The sequence below is a fragment of the uncultured Planktomarina sp. genome, from assembly GCA_943788425.1.
Lineage (GTDB): Bacteria > Pseudomonadota > Alphaproteobacteria > Rhodobacterales > Rhodobacteraceae > Planktomarina.
The window spans coordinates 1-14,544 of the sequence record CALSQF010000006.1 but is presented as its reverse complement, the minus strand read 5'-3'; the positions used below and the strand labels follow the sequence as shown (position 1 = coordinate 14,544).

13 protein-coding genes and 1 pseudogene are annotated in these 14,544 nt (G+C 53.6%); 2 read left to right on the top strand and 12 right to left on the bottom strand.

The window, feature by feature from the left end; translation table 11 throughout:
- Window positions 1-3 precede the first annotated feature (3 nt).
- The 9 genes from ABLW18_RS05785 to ABLW18_RS05745 form a co-directional block, all read right to left on the bottom strand.
- Window positions 4-840, bottom strand: a complete 837-nt coding sequence (locus ABLW18_RS05785) for an SMP-30/gluconolactonase/LRE family protein (RefSeq protein ID WP_347823898.1) — start codon at window positions 838-840, stop codon at window positions 4-6.
- Window positions 834-1,436, bottom strand: a complete 603-nt coding sequence (locus ABLW18_RS05780) for a 2-dehydro-3-deoxy-6-phosphogalactonate aldolase (RefSeq protein WP_347823897.1) — start codon at window positions 1,434-1,436, stop codon at window positions 834-836. The genes ABLW18_RS05785 and ABLW18_RS05780 overlap by 7 nt, the downstream gene beginning before the upstream one ends.
- A complete protein-coding gene (locus tag ABLW18_RS05775; protein ID WP_347824347.1) occupies window positions 1,433-2,332 on the bottom strand; it encodes a 2-dehydro-3-deoxygalactonokinase in 900 nt (299 codons plus the stop codon). The genes ABLW18_RS05780 and ABLW18_RS05775 overlap by 4 nt, the downstream gene beginning before the upstream one ends.
- 2 nt (window positions 2,333-2,334) lie before the next feature.
- Window positions 2,335-3,102 (bottom strand): SDR family oxidoreductase, encoded by a 768-nt coding sequence (locus tag ABLW18_RS05770; protein WP_347823896.1) that lies wholly within the window; start codon window positions 3,100-3,102, stop codon window positions 2,335-2,337.
- Window positions 3,103-3,146: 44 nt separating this feature from the next.
- Window positions 3,147-4,121, bottom strand: coding sequence for an alpha-galactosidase (locus ABLW18_RS05765; RefSeq protein WP_347823895.1), 975 nt, complete (start codon window positions 4,119-4,121; stop codon window positions 3,147-3,149).
- Between the two features lie 20 nt (window positions 4,122-4,141).
- Window positions 4,142-5,233 (bottom strand): alpha-galactosidase, encoded by a 1,092-nt coding sequence (locus ABLW18_RS05760; RefSeq protein WP_347823894.1) that lies wholly within the window; start codon window positions 5,231-5,233, stop codon window positions 4,142-4,144.
- A gap of 29 nt (window positions 5,234-5,262) precedes the next feature.
- Window positions 5,263-6,108, bottom strand: coding sequence for a carbohydrate ABC transporter permease (locus tag ABLW18_RS05755; RefSeq protein WP_347823893.1), 846 nt, complete (start codon window positions 6,106-6,108; stop codon window positions 5,263-5,265).
- A gap of 32 nt (window positions 6,109-6,140) precedes the next feature.
- Window positions 6,141-7,067 (bottom strand): sugar ABC transporter permease, encoded by a 927-nt coding sequence (locus tag ABLW18_RS05750; protein WP_347823892.1) that lies wholly within the window; start codon window positions 7,065-7,067, stop codon window positions 6,141-6,143.
- A gap of 148 nt (window positions 7,068-7,215) precedes the next feature.
- Window positions 7,216-8,472, bottom strand: coding sequence for an ABC transporter substrate-binding protein (locus tag ABLW18_RS05745; protein ID WP_347823891.1), 1,257 nt, complete (start codon window positions 8,470-8,472; stop codon window positions 7,216-7,218).
- Window positions 8,473-8,661: 189 nt separating this feature from the next.
- Here ABLW18_RS05745 and ABLW18_RS05740 point away from each other — a divergent pair, with 189 nt between their 5' ends.
- Together ABLW18_RS05740 and ugpC are read left to right on the top strand one after the other, a co-directional pair.
- On the top strand, window positions 8,662-9,447 hold the full coding sequence (locus ABLW18_RS05740) for an IclR family transcriptional regulator (protein WP_347823890.1): 786 nt from the start codon (window positions 8,662-8,664) through the stop codon (window positions 9,445-9,447).
- A gap of 20 nt (window positions 9,448-9,467) precedes the next feature.
- Window positions 9,468-10,526: a sn-glycerol-3-phosphate ABC transporter ATP-binding protein UgpC gene (ugpC, locus tag ABLW18_RS05735; RefSeq protein ID WP_347823889.1), complete on the top strand. Its 1,059-nt coding sequence runs from the start codon at window positions 9,468-9,470 to the stop codon at window positions 10,524-10,526.
- Window positions 10,527-10,545: 19 nt separating this feature from the next.
- On the opposite strand, the gene ABLW18_RS05730 is transcribed toward ugpC, so the two are convergent.
- The 3 genes and pseudogenes from ABLW18_RS05730 to ABLW18_RS05720 all read right to left on the bottom strand — a co-directional run bounded on the left by ABLW18_RS05730 (window position 10,546) and on the right by ABLW18_RS05720 (window position 14,307).
- Window positions 10,546-11,310 (bottom strand): sulfite exporter TauE/SafE family protein, encoded by a 765-nt coding sequence (locus tag ABLW18_RS05730; RefSeq protein ID WP_347823888.1) that lies wholly within the window; start codon window positions 11,308-11,310, stop codon window positions 10,546-10,548.
- Entirely contained in the window at window positions 11,310-12,764 is a 1,455-nt protein-coding gene (locus ABLW18_RS05725) for a PLP-dependent aminotransferase family protein (RefSeq protein WP_347823887.1), read from the bottom strand. The genes ABLW18_RS05730 and ABLW18_RS05725 overlap by 1 nt, the downstream gene beginning before the upstream one ends.
- Window positions 12,765-12,916: 152 nt before the next feature.
- A pseudogene (locus ABLW18_RS05720) lies at window positions 12,917-14,307 on the bottom strand (aminotransferase class III-fold pyridoxal phosphate-dependent enzyme).
- Window positions 14,308-14,544 lie beyond the last annotated feature (237 nt).

Genomic DNA, 14,544 nt, shown 5'->3' with positions numbered 1-14,544 from the left:
ACCTCACAAAATGACCTGATGTTCAAGCTGTCCGATGGCGGAGACTTCGGCAACAAAGGTTTGGCCATCATGCCCAGTCAGAGCCTCCGGCGCGATGCCTTCCGTTGCGCTGGTACAAAAAATTTGGCCGCTGGCTCCCGCAAAGGCGGGGCATGTGGCATGCGCGGCACCAATTTCGAGGGTCTGCAACAAGACGCCCTGTGGGCTGTAACAGGCCAGACGCGCCGCGCCCCATTGCGCGTTCCAAATATTGCCCTGCGCATCCACAACGGCACCGTCTGGATTGTCGGTCGTTCCGGTCAGGTCGACCGCCACGCGCGGCGCGCTGCATGGCCAGCCATCCGCATCCAGATCCACCGCAAGAATTTGCCGGAGCGGGGTGTCGGTGAAATAGGCGGTATGCCCATCTGGAGCAAAACATATGGCATTGGGAATGGTAATCTCAGGGAACAACTGTACCAAATTACCTTGGTAATATCGGTAAATCGCGCCGGCCTTCGCCTCTGCTTTCTTACCCATTGTGCCAATCCAAAACCCACCCTGGGGATCACAGCGCCCATCATTGGACCGTGTAATGGGATTGTTTGCTTCGAGGTCGCAAATTTTCGTTTGAGTGTGATCGCCAAGATGGAAGCGAAACAGCTGACTTTCAGAGGCGACGAGCAACTCATCCTTGCTGATCCAACCGGCGGCCGAGACATATTCATCAAATTGGCAAACGGCGGTTTTGCTGAGCAATTGATGGGCGTTGATGTCAAACCAGAAGAGTTCGCCGCGCAAAGGATGCCAGAGCGGACCCTCGCCCAGGCTGCAAGGGCGGGTGTCGAAAACGCTTACCATGCGGCATCGAATGCGGCGACAATGGCGCGCGCCTTTTGTTGAACAATCTGTGGCGTGTCACCTGGTTTGTATATGGCCGAACCAAGGCCAAAGCCATCGGCACTGGCGGCAATCCAATCGGAAAAATTATCTGGCTGAGCGCCGCCCACCGCATAGACTTGCGTGCCGGCCGGTAAAATTGCCCGCATTGCCTTTAGACCGCGCGGCTGCGCCATGTCGCCTGGAAATAGCTTCAGGCCCGTTGCCCCCGCTTTGAGAGCAGTTAATGCCTCGCTCGGGGTAAAGATCCCGGGCCAACTTTGAAGACCGGCGGCGACCGCGGCACTTATGACCTCTACATCGCAATTTGGAGACACCACCAAACGGCCCCCGGCTTGATCCACCTGCGTGACCTCTTGGGGTGCCAGCACTGTTCCGGCCCCAATCAAGGCATCAGCGCCATAGGCCTTGGCCAGAGCTTCGATACTGATAAGGGGGGAGGGAGAATTCAGCGGGACTTCGATTTTTTCAATGCCGGCCTGCAAAATTGCATCTGCAATCGCTAAGACCTCCTCCGGCTTAACCCCGCGCAAAATGGCGATGATGGGACGGGTCATGGGGTTTCCTTCCAAGTGGCATAGGCTGCTTTGAGCCCGGCTAGGGTCATTTGGCTGGTATCGGTGCGAATTACGGGCACATGCTGCGCTGAAAGCGCTGCTGCATAACCATCGCAGAGCGCTTGCGCGCCAATCATGGCAATTGATTGTCCGATCCAATAGGGTTTCGCGGCGGCCAATTCCGCGCCGACCAAGAGGCCCGAAACGCGCGCGCGGGCAGAGGCGGGGGGGAGACCATGTAGAAGATCCTGGGCCCGGATCCCAAACAGCCGCGCCGCTAAGGCTTCCGGTCTGGACATGGCCTCGTCCACAGCCGTCAGGAAAGCGTCGTCCTCCCAGGTTTCGCCGACGACAGAGTGGCGCAGAACCGAGGAGGTACAGAGAAGGGCGAAAATTTCGCCGGTCATAAATGTCTGAAAACTCACGATCTCGCCCGCGCTCATTTGCACCCATTTGGTATGGGTGCCCGGCAGGCAAATGACCCCATCCCATTTTGGATTTAGACGCTGGAACCCAGCTATTTGCGTTTCTTCGCCGCGCATGACATCGGCTGGTTCGGATTGGCTGACGCCGGCGATGATATGCACGTTGAGCCTTGGATCACTGGTTGGGGCCGTGGTGAACCGTGATTGAGGCTTGCAGGGGGTGGGGGCATAGGTCGCTTCGACCCAACCTTGTTTGGCGCCGACCATGCCGCAGGCGATGACGGGGGTTGGCTTGGACACTTCAAGCCAAGGCTCCACAAGTCGCAACAATGCAGGTTCAAACTCTGCTGAGGCCAACTGCCCCATGCCGTCTGTGCTTGAGGCGGTGGCTAAATCTTGCCCATCCTGGCTCATCGCCCAAGCCCGCAGCGTGCTTGTGCCCCAATCTACGGCGATCCAATCGGCTGTCATCGTCATCCTGTGGTAACCACGCCGCCATCGATAACCAAGGCTTGGCCGGTCATCATTTTCGAGGATTGAGAGGCGAGAAACAGGCAGCCTCCGACGATATCCTCTGGCTCTAAGGTTTCGTTGAGGCACTGTCGTGCCACATGGGCCGCCAACCCTTCTTCTGTGACCCAGAGATCTTTTTGCTTTTGCGTCAGAACCCAACCCGGTGCCAAAGCATTGACGCGAATTTTGTCGGGTCCAAATTCCCGTGCGAGGCTGCGGGTCATTCCGTTGATCGCGGAATTGCAGGCGGTGTAAATGGGATAGCCTGCATTTCCCATCATATAGCTGATAGAGCTGAAATTTATGATTGAGCCAAAGCCGGCGGCTTGCATCTGCGGTAGGGCCGTTTGGCAGGCAAAGAAGTAGGCTTTAAGATTGATTTGCACCATCTGGTCCCAAAAATCTTCTGTGACATCTGCCGTGCTGTGCCGCGCATCATTGGCCGCATTGTTGATCAGGCAGGTGATATGGCCGTGCGCGTCTTTGGCCTGTGCCATGCTGGATTGGAGCGCACCGGTGTCGGTGATGTCCCCTTGAATGAACAGCGGTGGGTTGTCGTATTTTTCAGCCAGATCGTTGGCGAAAGCCGTGGCGTCAGATCTTCCAATGAAGGCGACTTTGGCGCCTTGGGCGACAAATCCCTCAGTGATGGCCGCGCCAATGCCAGATCCGCCGCCGGTGATGTAGATGGAGGCCTGTTTAAGATCGCTAAACTGGACGCTGGGCATGTGGGATCTCCTTGCGGCGGTCTGTGTGTCTTGTGAGAATAAAGTCAGAGTTTGCGCCCTTCAACAACCCATATTGAACCGGGCATGGCATAGGGCAAATGCAAGCCATGGGTCATCAACCAAACTCCAGAGGCTTGCAGGTCTTGCGATTTGAGCAGGGGCGCTCCGCGTGATAGGTTTGAGGCCTCATCGCGGTTGCGCAGCCGCAAGCTATAGCGGGCTTCCGGATCAAGCGCGGTCAAGCACAGCGGGCGGGGCAGAATTTGCTGCGCGCTGTCCAGTTGATTGGAAAACACCACAAAGCGCGACCCATCCGCCGCGAGCTGCATCTCTCCCAGAACCGAGGGATCGGCGGTATCTAACCGCAAGATATCCGCTGTGGCCAGCCAGTCGCGATTGTCTTTGTACCATTGGGTCACCTCGGTGAGTACCTGCGCCTCTTGCGGCTCCAGCTCGCGAGGATCCATTTCAAAGCCCATATGTCTCTGCGCCGCAACCCAAGCGCGGTAACGCATATCAAAGACTCGGCCTGAGGTGTGACAGAGGCGTGGACCAACGTGGCTACCGGTTACCAGGGAGGGTAAAAACAGCGCGGCGCCATGTTGAATGTGGCTGCGCTCAAGCGCGTCATTGCTGTCCGACAGCCAGACCCGCTGACAATGCTGTAATATGCCAAAGTCAATGCGCCCGCCGCCAGAAGCGCAGCTTTCAATCTCCACATGTGGAAACGCGGCGCGCAAGCGGGTCAAAAGCACATAGATGCCTTCGGTTTGTGCCACATCGCACAGAGGCAGGATCCGATTGTGATCCCATTTCAAGTAGCTAATATTATAGGTCTCAAGCAGGGTGGAGATGCAGTCATAAAGATAGGTGATGACCTCCTTGCGCGCGAGGTCGAGCACCATTTGTTGGCGTCCAAGCAATTGGTCTTTCGGCCCCAAGATCCAATCGCGATGGGCACGAAAGAGGTCGCTGTCAGGGTTCACCATTTCCGGCTCAACCCAAAGACCGAATTGCATGCCCTAGAGATGTGACGTGATCAATCGAGCGGATCCAGACCGTTGGGATATTTACGCGGATCAATCTGCCAATCGCCCAGGGACGAGCTGTCATCATCGCGACGACCAAACCATCCATCATCTAGCACAAACCGCTCTGCACCCAGCCTTTTGGCGCGGGTTGCGATGTCTTTGAGACTGTCAAGATCATGGTCAAAATAGATGGCTTCCCAGCAATTATAATGCACTGGACGCGGCAGGGAGGCTTCGGGGAACGTCAGGATATGATCGCGCAGGTGCCTTTGAAAGGCGGTCCCGCAGCCATTGAGTCCCTTATCGGAAAATACAGCATAGAGCTTTGCCGTTTCAAAACTTTGGGACAGACCGTTGTGGCTGTCGCAGGCATGGCCAAATTGGATTTGCCGGCGTCCATCGGGCAGTTCTTCGGCGATCATTTGATGTCCGCCTGACCATCCATAGTGAAACCCATAAGCCCGGCCCGTGGTATTGCGCGCGCCAACTTCTGGAAGGATGAGGCCAGGGAAATGTTCATGCCCGCTGCGGCCGGTGCGGCTCTCGCGCTTGTGAATGCCGGGGCGCCAAGGGATTGTGTGGGTTTGAAACTCGCCAATCCAACGCCCGGAAAAGCCTATCATCGCATCGCTCAACTGTGTTGCGGGAAATACCGGTGCGGCCAGCCAGTTTACCATAAGTGGCTGCATCGCCGTCAAGCGGCTCCAGCAGGTGAGCATGTTTGAGCTGGCCGTCAGTTCAAAATGCGCCTCATAGGTTAGGCCCAATTCCTTGTCCGCATAGGTGAGGCATAGGCTGTTGTCCTGCGTCAGCTCCTGTGAAAAGCGAAAATTTGGGCGCAGAACGCGTCCTTGTGCATCGCGGCAAATGAGACCCGGTTGGCCGGGAAAGGTCTGGCTTGCCTCTGGGCAGATGGACAGCTCCGGATTGGCGTCGAGCATACCGCCGGTGATGTCCATCGCATGGGCGGCGGCGAGCGCGGCGCAATCCTCGGATGCGGGCAGGGGCGCCCCCCAGTAGATGACCTGCGGCAGCCTCTCCTGTTCAGCCGCGAGAATCAAGGTTTGAACGGGCCCATCTAAGCGCCAAAACTGTGACATAGCGTGCTCCTTGGCGGCTCGGGTGTAGGTTACTTGACCGCGCCGAGTGTTAGGCCGGCAATGAAATGTTTTTGCATAAGGAAGAACATCAAGACCGGCGGCAGCGCTGCAACAATCGAGCCCGCGCTCATCAGATGATACATAGCGCGAAACTGCGCGTTAAAGCTGGTAATCCCAGCGGTGACGGGCTGGGCGTTTTCGCCCTGGGTCAGCACAATTGCCCAGAAATAATCATTCCAGATGAAGGTGAAGATCAAAACCGACAGCGCAGCAATCGCGGGCTTCATCAGCGGCAGGACCACGAACCAGAATATCCGCCACTCAGCGATGCCCTCGACCCGAGCCGCTTCGATCAGCTCATGGGGCAGCGCTTTGATGAAATTGCGCATGAAGAGGGTGCAAAATCCAGTTTGAAACGCGATGTGAAATAAAACGAGCCCTGTTTTGGTATTATATAACCCGATATCAAGTGTCAGGTCGCGCACGGGTACCATGAGGATTTGAAAGGGCACGAAATTACCGGCAATGAACATGAAAAAGATCAGCAAATTTCCGCGGAATTTGTAAACGCCCAGTGCAAAGCCGGTCATACAGCTGAGCGCTACCGCTCCTATTACTGTCGGAATAGTTATCAGAAAAGAATTCATTATGTAGCGCGGCATTGCGGAGCCAAACACCATGCCGTAGTTTTTGGTCATCTCAAAGGATGATGGCCAGCCCCAATAATTGCCAACTAAAAAATCTGAGTCTGGCCGGATCGAAAAGAGCGCCACGGCTAGTAAGGGGGCCAGCCATAGTAACATCACGGTGGGTAGTAGGGCCTGATAACCAAGCTGCCAAGTGCGTGATGATTTTTCGATGGGTTTCGGAAACATCCGTTATAGCTCCAAAGCTGCAAAAATGGATTTCATCCGTTAGTGGCTTTCTCATCTTGGTACATGCGCCACAAAAAGTAGCCAATGAATACCATCATTATTAGAAATAGGATCACCGCAATCGCGGCGCCATAGCCCATTTTGAAACCGTATTCTGAAAGGGACTTTTCAAACATGTAAAAACTGAGCACTCGCGATGACCCGAACGGGCCACCATTAGTCATGATTGAGATCAGGTCAAATGAGCGAAGCGAGCCGATCACTGTCACCACAAAGGCAATGAACGTGGCGGGGCGTAGTTGCGGCAAGATAACGTGCCAAAGCATCCTAATGCCTTTGGCACCGTCCAAACGAGCCGCTTCGGTTTGTTCGGGGTCAAGGGAGTTGAGGCCGGTTAGATAAAGGATCATGCAATATGCCGTCTGTGGCCAAAGCCCAGCTGCTATGACCCCGTAGGTCGATAAGGTAGGATCACCCAAAACATTTAGTGGCTTAAAGCCGACAAAGCCAATGATCCCGTTGAATAGCCCGTATTGTGGATCATAAAACCACGTAAAAACCAAGCCAACAACGATTTGAGAGATTACGAATGGAAAGAAAAACAAGGATTTATAAAGTCGAATGCCGCGCACGGTTTGATTGAGGAATAATGCGATAAATAGTCCGGCTGGAATTGAGGCTAGATAAAAAACCAGCCATTTAAGATTGTTCCAAAGCGAAATGTTGAAAGAGCGATCTCGGGTCAGAAGCTTTTCATAATTTGCCATCCCAATATATTCGCCATGTGTCGCTAATGATCCAAGGCCATCCCATTTGAATAAGGAGATACGAAAGCTTTGAAAAATTGGGAAGACTACGTAAATTGCAAACATAATGAGCCCTGGCACCAAAAACAGCCATGGCGTGATCGCGATTTCATTTCGCTTGTACCAGTTCTGTTTGACCAATGTTGTGTTCATCGAGTCGCCTTCCGCGGGAAGTGAAGGTCTAAGAAATCAGAAAAGACAAACGGAAGCCGCTTGTCGTTAGTGATACTAGGGGCGGATGCGCAGGTTGCCCTGCGCATCCGATATTCGGTGAGTTGAAAATTAGCTCCCGTGTTTGAACTTAGTAAACTTCTTTTCGTACGCCTTCGATGCGGTCAAGGATATCGTCCAGGTTATCTGGATAAATCATGAATTCTTGGAAACCCTCCATGGCAGCTTGCGCCATTTCTGCTGGGAAGTCACGGTCAAAGAACTGTGCTACGCCTCCCGGACTGTTTGAAGACAGCATTTCAAAGCCTTTATTTAGGAATTTATCATCATCCACAGACGCTTTGGAATTAACCGGCAGCTGTCCCAAATTAGCGCCATTATTCATTTCAGTTTGAGCATCAGCAGAAACAATATATGCTAAGAAAGCTCGGGCGTTATCTTTATTTTTGGCATTGGCAGCAATATGAAATGTATCTGTTGGAGCATCTTCTGCCATCGCAACACCAGCAGTGATTGCCGGAAATTGATGAAAGTCTAATTGATCGTCGGTCAATCCACCTTCACGTAACGGTGAAACTGCAAAGTTGCCCATTAAAATGGCCCCAGCGGAACCATCAATTATAAACGGTAGTGACTGCTGCCAGTCTTTATTCTGATTGTCGTCAATGAACGCGCCCATGCGAATTAATTTACCCCAGTTGGCGAATGTTTCACGAACTCGTGGATCGGTCCATTCAATTTCGCCGGCAGCCATTTGCATATGGAAGTTAAATCCGTTGGTCCGTAAATTGATGTAGTCAAACCATCCAGCTCCGGTCCAAAGCCATTTATTTCCTATGGTGTAACATTTGCGCCCAGATGCAATCATTGCTTCACAGTTTGACAGCATATCATCAAAGTTAGCAGGCTCTGAGAGGCCTAGTTCTTCATAGATATCTTTTCTATAATAGATGCCCCATTGATAGTACGTATAAGGGACGCCCCATTGTTTGCCGTCAACTGTCAGCGCACCTTTTGTAGATGCTAATTCGTTAGCAATGTCTGTACCATCAGCCCACATGTCCGATACATCTTCTAACAAGCCAGCCTCAACATAGGGCCTCATCCTGTTGGCGGCGTACCATGTTAGGACGTCAGGCGCATCGGCTGATAGAAAATTACGTATTTGCGTTTTGTAGGCCTCACGATCAATCACATTAGTTGTAATGTTTAATGCCGGATGTGCAGCTTGGAATTTTGCAATTAAAGCTTCCATTGTTGCACGTGGTGCAGGGTTCGACGTATCGAGATTGATCTTTAGGTTGCCAGTCAATTCTGCAGATGCAGGCCCGGCCAGTGCAACGAGTGTTGCGAGCGACACAGCTGTCGCTTTCAAAATGGAACGCATGGTATCCTCCCTAGTGTTTCCGCATTTTTGTTTCAAATAATGAAACTCGGTTTTACATATTGATATTTTAATCGTGACTCGCATATGCTTGTCAACAAATTCGTCGGCGTTGGCGTCAGAAAATTTTCCTGGCCCGGCGTTGATTTTCAAATGAAGTGAATTGGGCAAATATTGGGACTGACACTATAAATGTATGATGCACCGCATTCAGATGGAACGGTTGGCAAGGCGATGCAGGTCTTGGATCAAGTGGCTTCTTTTGAACGCCCGGTGAGGTTTTCTGAGTTATTGGCCAATAGCCCCTTTCCAAAGCCCACGCTTTATAGATTCGTGCAAACCCTAACCAATCAGGGGATGCTGGCCTTTGATGCTGAACGCCAAACCTATTCCATGGGGCTTCGGCTGGTACGTTTGGCTCACGCGGCTTGGCGGCACAGCTCCCTTGCCTCCGTCGCCCGCCCATTTATTGAGGCTTTGGCGGAGGAGATCGGTGAGGCGATTCACTTGGCGCAAATCGACAATGGGCATGTTCTATTTGTCGACAAATACAAAGCGACTGACAAATTTGATACTTTGGCGCAGGCTGGAAAAATAGCACCGGGATATTGCACAGGCGTCGGGAAAGTGATCTTGGCATTCATGCCAGAGCGCGCACAAAAACGCGCCTTGGAAGAACAATCTTTTGTTGCTTATACCCCCAATACCCACCGAAATCAGAAAACTCTGGCGGCGGAATTGTTGACCATCCGTGACGCGCGGGTGGCCTATGACCGCGAAGAGCACCAACTTGGAATCATTTCCATAGCCTGCCCGATTTTGAACGGGCAGGAGCAGGTTGTTGGCGCTTTGTCCATTGCCACCTCCACCAACCGATATGGCATTGATGAATTGAATAAACATTGGCCCGCTTTGCGTGACACCGCAAATTCCATTGGGGCCCAAGCAGAATTATGGCAGGTTCCGATATGGAGCTGACCGATTGGGAGACGAGATAAATGTCCGGTGTAACTCTATCTAATATCACCAAAAAATATGGCGAAGTTCAGGTCATACATGGGATTGATCTTGAGATCAAAGACGGCGAGTTTTGTGTATTTGTCGGCCCGTCTGGCTGCGGAAAATCCACTTTGCTGCGGATGGTGGCTGGGCTCGAGGACACCACGGGCGGCGCCATTTCTATTGGCACACGCGATGTCACCCGCGAAGACCCAGCGCGGCGTGGCGTGGCGATGGTATTCCAAACCTATGCACTCTATCCGCATATGACCGTGCAGGAAAACATGGGGTTTGGCCTGCGCATGAATGGCCATCCAAAGCATGAGATTGCGCAAAAGGTCGCTGAAGCCAGCCGGATTTTGAAACTTGATGATTACCTCAAGCGAAAGCCCGCGGCGCTCTCGGGCGGGCAGCGGCAGCGCGTATCGATCGGCCGGGCCATTGTGCGCGGGCCGGAGGTATTTTTGTTCGATGAACCTTTGTCGAATCTTGACGCGGAACTGCGGGTTGAGATGCGCGTGGAGATCGCAAGACTGCATAAGGAAATCGGCGCGACCATGATCTATGTCACCCATGATCAGGTTGAGGCCATGACACTCGCGGATAAGATCGTCGTTCTACGGGGCGGGGTGATTGAGCAGGTCGGCGCACCAATGGACCTTTATCGTGATCCGGACAATAAATTTGTAGCAGGTTTCATCGGCAGTCCGGCAATGAATTTCCTTTCAGCAGTGGTAAAAAACGGTGCGGTCGATGTGCCGGGCCTAGAGACCGCCGTGGATCTGCCCGTCACCCTGCCGGCTGATGGGACGGCTGTTGAAATTGGTCTACGTCCAGAGCATTTGACTCTTGACCCAAAGGGCAGGACCCATCGCATCGAGATGACCGAAAGCCTTGGTGGCGTCTCCTACGCCTATTTGAAGGGCGCGACTGGCGAGAAAATTGTCGTCGAGGAGCGCGGCGAAACACGCTCAACGGAAGGGGACACGGTGGGGTTGATCCTTGATCCCGCCTCTGCTCGCCTGTTTGATGCGGCCAGTGAAATCCGCATTCGATAGGGCGCGCCGCTTGGGGGTGTTAAATTTCAAAGATCATCCGCAGGATGCCCCAACCGGCCAGCGCCAGTAAAAGCAGAAGGCAAAACGGTTTGTAAAGATGCTCCCACCTTGGTGCGAAGGACAGTTGTCCCAAGATAACCCCAAGAGCCGCGGGCCCAGCCATGGCCAACCCGCGGGCTATGGCGGTTCGGTCCATTAGTCCAAAAGCCAGCAGGCTAAGCGCCGTCGTGACACTGCCCAGAAACAAAAATAACACCAAAGAGGCGCGCATTTCACGCGGTGGAGCATTTTGCGCCAAAACGTAGAGCGCCACAACCATGCCGCCAACACTGGCCAGCCCCGTGGCCACGCCCGCCATCCAGCCCGATCCGTAAAGCCCCCAATTGCTGGCCAAAAAGCGCAATTGCACCCGGGCAAGTTGCAAGGCGGCGAGACTGGCGATGACCGCAAGCGCGATCAGCTTTGAGGTTTCCGGATCGACCTGAGTGGTCAGGGCCAGACCGAAAGGCACGCCGATGGTTGAGCCAACCGCCAGACCCAGAGCGACCTTGCGATTGGCCTCGCGCCAACCGCCGCGTAGCATGAAAAGCGAGGCGGTCATCTCAAGCCACCAACAGACGGGAATCAGTTGCACAGGCGGCAGGATCAAGGCACCCGATGCCATGACCATGGCGGAAAGTGCAAAGCCTGAAAAGCCGCGCACAAGACCGGCAATGAAGCAAATCAAACCGAGTAGTGCAAGGTGCTCTGGCGGCAAAGCTAAGGCTGCTGAGGCCGCTTGCATCACGGATGCATCTCGCTGGCAATAAGCGCCACCCCTTCGGCAATTTTCCGAACGGGAAGCGAGCTATAGGCCAAGCGATAATAATTTTTTGGCGCATCTTCTTGGGTAAAAAACGGCCGACCCGGTTCGATCAACACGCCTTTGCTGCGCAGCCTCTCGGCAACCTGCTCCGTATCAACCTGCGCCGGGGCACGCATCCAAAAGGAGCTGCCGCCAAAGGCACCTTGCCCAGCGACGGTAAGGCCATTTTGGGAGAATGCCTCCTCCATAGCCAAGCGCCGCGCATGAAATTCAGCGCCCATCCGGCGGATCAGCGCGTCGTAATGACCAAGCGATAGAAAATAGGCCGCCGTGCGTTGAATATGGCCGGGCGGATGACGCAACACTGTTGAGCGCAGCGCCCGTGCCTCGCGAATAAATGGCTTGGACCCGACCAGATAGCCAAGCCGCAACCCGGGAAACAGCGATTTAGAGAAGCTGCCAACATAGATCACCCGCCCCTCACGGTCCAAAGATTTCAGCGCTGGAGACGGGGCCTTAAGAAAGGACATCTCAAACTCATAGTCGTCCTCAACAATCAAGAAATCTTGCTCTGCCGCGCGCGCCAGAAGTGTTCGGCGGCGCTCCAGTGGCATTGTGGTGGCGGTCGGGCATTGGTGGGAAGGGGTGGTGAAAACCACATCGACATTAGACGGCAAGGCGTCTGGCCGCAAACCTCCCGCATCCACCTCAACGCTGGCAACTTGGCAGCGTGATTGGGTTAAAATATCGCGCAAGGATGGGTAGCAGGGGTTTTCCAATGCAGCTGTTCGCCTTTGGTTCAGCAGGACATTCGCGGTCAACCAAAGCGCATTTTGCGCCCCCATGGTGACCAAAACCTCATCTGGCTCTGCTCTGATTCCCCGCCGCGGCAGCGTGTGGCGCAGGATAAATTCGATCAACTTTGGATCATCCCGATCGAAGTAATCACTGGTCAGCGCATCGTAGTCTTTTGAGCCCAAAGCTTGAAGTGCACAGAGCCGCCAATTCGACCGATCAAACAGAGTTTCATCGGCTTGACCGTAGATGAAGGGATATTTGTAACTGCCCCAATCGGAGGGTTTCATCAGTGTCACCCCGCCGGAAAATTTTTGACCAATGGCGCGCACCCAATCGACTTTGTCTTCACGAGGCATGATGGGAAATTTCGGCGGCTGCGGTGCATTTGAGCTGATATAATAACCGGAGCGACCGCGGCTTGTGAGATAGTCATCGGCCAGAAGTTCGGTATAGGCGAGGGTCACGGTGATCCGACTCACCCCCAAATGGGCTGCCAATTTTCGGCTTGAGGGCATTTTCTCTCCGGCCCGAAACCTTCCGCTGAGAATCGCTTCGGCGACCAGCTGTTGGATTTGGTTTTGCAGGGTGCCTTCCGCATCGGGCGGCAAAAAGAAAGTCTCTTCAGAAATCGCCATTTTGGACCTAAACCTATATGACTTTTGGATCTATTGATGCCGAGTTTTCTGTAGGGGCGCAAGGTCTAGAAGTGGTGGCATGTTTGGAAATATTTGGTGGGTATAAAAAAGGCAGGGACAGGCCCTGCCTTTTTAGTCAGGCTTTGGGAGGATTAGCCAAAGACTCGGCTTAAGGCCTGATCTATTGCATCGGTGATGAGGTCGATATCTTCGGCCGTACAAATCAGCGCCGGTGACAGGCACAGAGTGTTGTTGAAACCCTGGCAAGGAGCGGTTTGTCGCGCCGATGATGACGCCCTGCGCCATGCAGTCTTTGACCACCGCCTGCACTTTTGCTTCCGGTGCCGGTTCGCGGGTTTCGCGGTTCGTCACCAGCTCTGCGCCGCAGAACAAGCCTTTACCACGGACATCGCCAATGATGCTGTGTTTCTCAGCCAAGGCTTCGAGATTAGCAATCAATTGCGCTCCGCGGGCTGTGCAATTTTCAAGAAGGTTTTCATCCTCAATGATGCGCATGTTTTCCAGCGCTGCTGCCGGGCCTGCGGTGCATCCGCCGAAGGTGGAGATATCGCGGAAATATCCCATGTGATCGCTGGCATCTTTGAATTGCTCGAACACCTCTTCCGTGGTGACGGTCAATGAGATGGCCGCATAGCCTGAAGCAACGCCCTTGGCCATTGTGACGATATCTGGCTGGATGTCGTAATGTTGATATCCAAACCAGGTGCCTGTGCGCCCAAGGCCGCAAACAACTTCGTCGATCATCAATAAGACATCATATTTTTTGCAGATTTCCTGCACCCGTGGCCAGTAGCCTTCGGGGGGCACAATAACGCCGCCACCTGCTGTGATTGGTTCAAGGATCAAACCGCCAACGGTGTCGGGACCTTCGCGCAGGATGACATCTTCAATCGCATTTGCTGCGCGTAGCCCGTAGCTTTCGCCTTGTCCGAGGTTGTCTTGCGCCGCTTCGCGATATTCAAGGCAATGCGGCACGGAAATGAAACCCTCAGGAAAGGGGCCATATTGGGCGCTGCGCTCATGCTGGCCACCGGCCGCCAAAGTCGCAATGGTGGTGCCGTGATAATCGCGTTCGCGGTACAGAATTTTATTTTTCTTGCCACCATATTTCTTATGCGCGATTTGCCGGATCATCTTGAAGCCTTTTTCATTGGCCTCCGATCCTGAGTTTGAGAAATAGGCCCGGCTCATGCCTGGCATTTTTTCGATCAAGCGTTTGGCAAAATTGGCCGCAGGGAATCGAGCCAGCGGAGCCGGCAAAAAAGTTCATCTTGACCAATTGATCGCGCACGGCATCGGCGATGCTCTCGCGGCCGTAGCCGACGTTGACGGTCCAAACCCCGCCGGAGACCGCATCCAGATGCTCCTTGCCGGCTTGATTCCAAACCCGCATGCCTTTGCCCTCAACAATGATATTGGGGTCAGCGGTTTCGAACATTTTATGTTGGATCAAGTGATGCCAAACATGGGCTTTGTCGTTGGCGACAACGTCACTCAAATCATTTTGCAGATTGCCGTCCATAGGCCACGCTCCTTTTTCAGATCTTATGGGATAGTCGGATTCTATAGTCTTGAGTTGACCGCTATCAGCGCAGAAAAGCCAGAGTAGAAATAGGTCCAGATATATATCCTCTGTATGTCCAAAAAGCATTTCTGCTTGCTGCACGCGACGACTGTTTGCAGTGTTGCGCGGATGATGTCGTTGTGTTGGCGTGAAGATCGGCCGCGGCTCGTTGTGAAACTGGGAGAGATCAAATCA

Excerpts from the sequence above, each read along its gene's own strand:
- ABLW18_RS05775 (WP_347824347.1), bottom strand. The coding sequence starts at position 2,332 with ATGACAGCCGATTGGATCGCCGTAGATTGGGGCACAAGCACGCTGCGG.
- ABLW18_RS05785 (WP_347823898.1), bottom strand. The coding sequence starts at position 840 with ATGGTAAGCGTTTTCGACACCCGCCCTTGCAGCCTGGGCGAGGGTCCG.
- ABLW18_RS05755 (WP_347823893.1), bottom strand. The coding sequence starts at position 6,108 with ATGTTTCCGAAACCCATCGAAAAATCATCACGCACTTGGCAGCTTGGT.
- ABLW18_RS05750 (WP_347823892.1), bottom strand. The coding sequence starts at position 7,067 with ATGAACACAACATTGGTCAAACAGAACTGGTACAAGCGAAATGAAATC.
- ugpC (WP_347823889.1), top strand. The coding sequence starts at position 9,468 with ATGTCCGGTGTAACTCTATCTAATATCACCAAAAAATATGGCGAAGTT.
- ABLW18_RS05730 (WP_347823888.1), bottom strand. The coding sequence starts at position 11,310 with ATGCAAGCGGCCTCAGCAGCCTTAGCTTTGCCGCCAGAGCACCTTGCA.
- ABLW18_RS05745 (WP_347823891.1), bottom strand. The coding sequence starts at position 8,472 with ATGCGTTCCATTTTGAAAGCGACAGCTGTGTCGCTCGCAACACTCGTT.
- ABLW18_RS05765 (WP_347823895.1), bottom strand. The coding sequence starts at position 4,121 with ATGCAATTCGGTCTTTGGGTTGAGCCGGAAATGGTGAACCCTGACAGC.
- ABLW18_RS05770 (WP_347823896.1), bottom strand. The coding sequence starts at position 3,102 with ATGCCCAGCGTCCAGTTTAGCGATCTTAAACAGGCCTCCATCTACATC.
- ABLW18_RS05760 (WP_347823894.1), bottom strand. The coding sequence starts at position 5,233 with ATGTCACAGTTTTGGCGCTTAGATGGGCCCGTTCAAACCTTGATTCTC.
- ABLW18_RS05740 (WP_347823890.1), top strand. The coding sequence starts at position 8,662 with ATGTATGATGCACCGCATTCAGATGGAACGGTTGGCAAGGCGATGCAG.
- ABLW18_RS05725 (WP_347823887.1), bottom strand. The coding sequence starts at position 12,764 with ATGGCGATTTCTGAAGAGACTTTCTTTTTGCCGCCCGATGCGGAAGGC.
- ABLW18_RS05780 (WP_347823897.1), bottom strand. The coding sequence starts at position 1,436 with ATGACCCGTCCCATCATCGCCATTTTGCGCGGGGTTAAGCCGGAGGAG.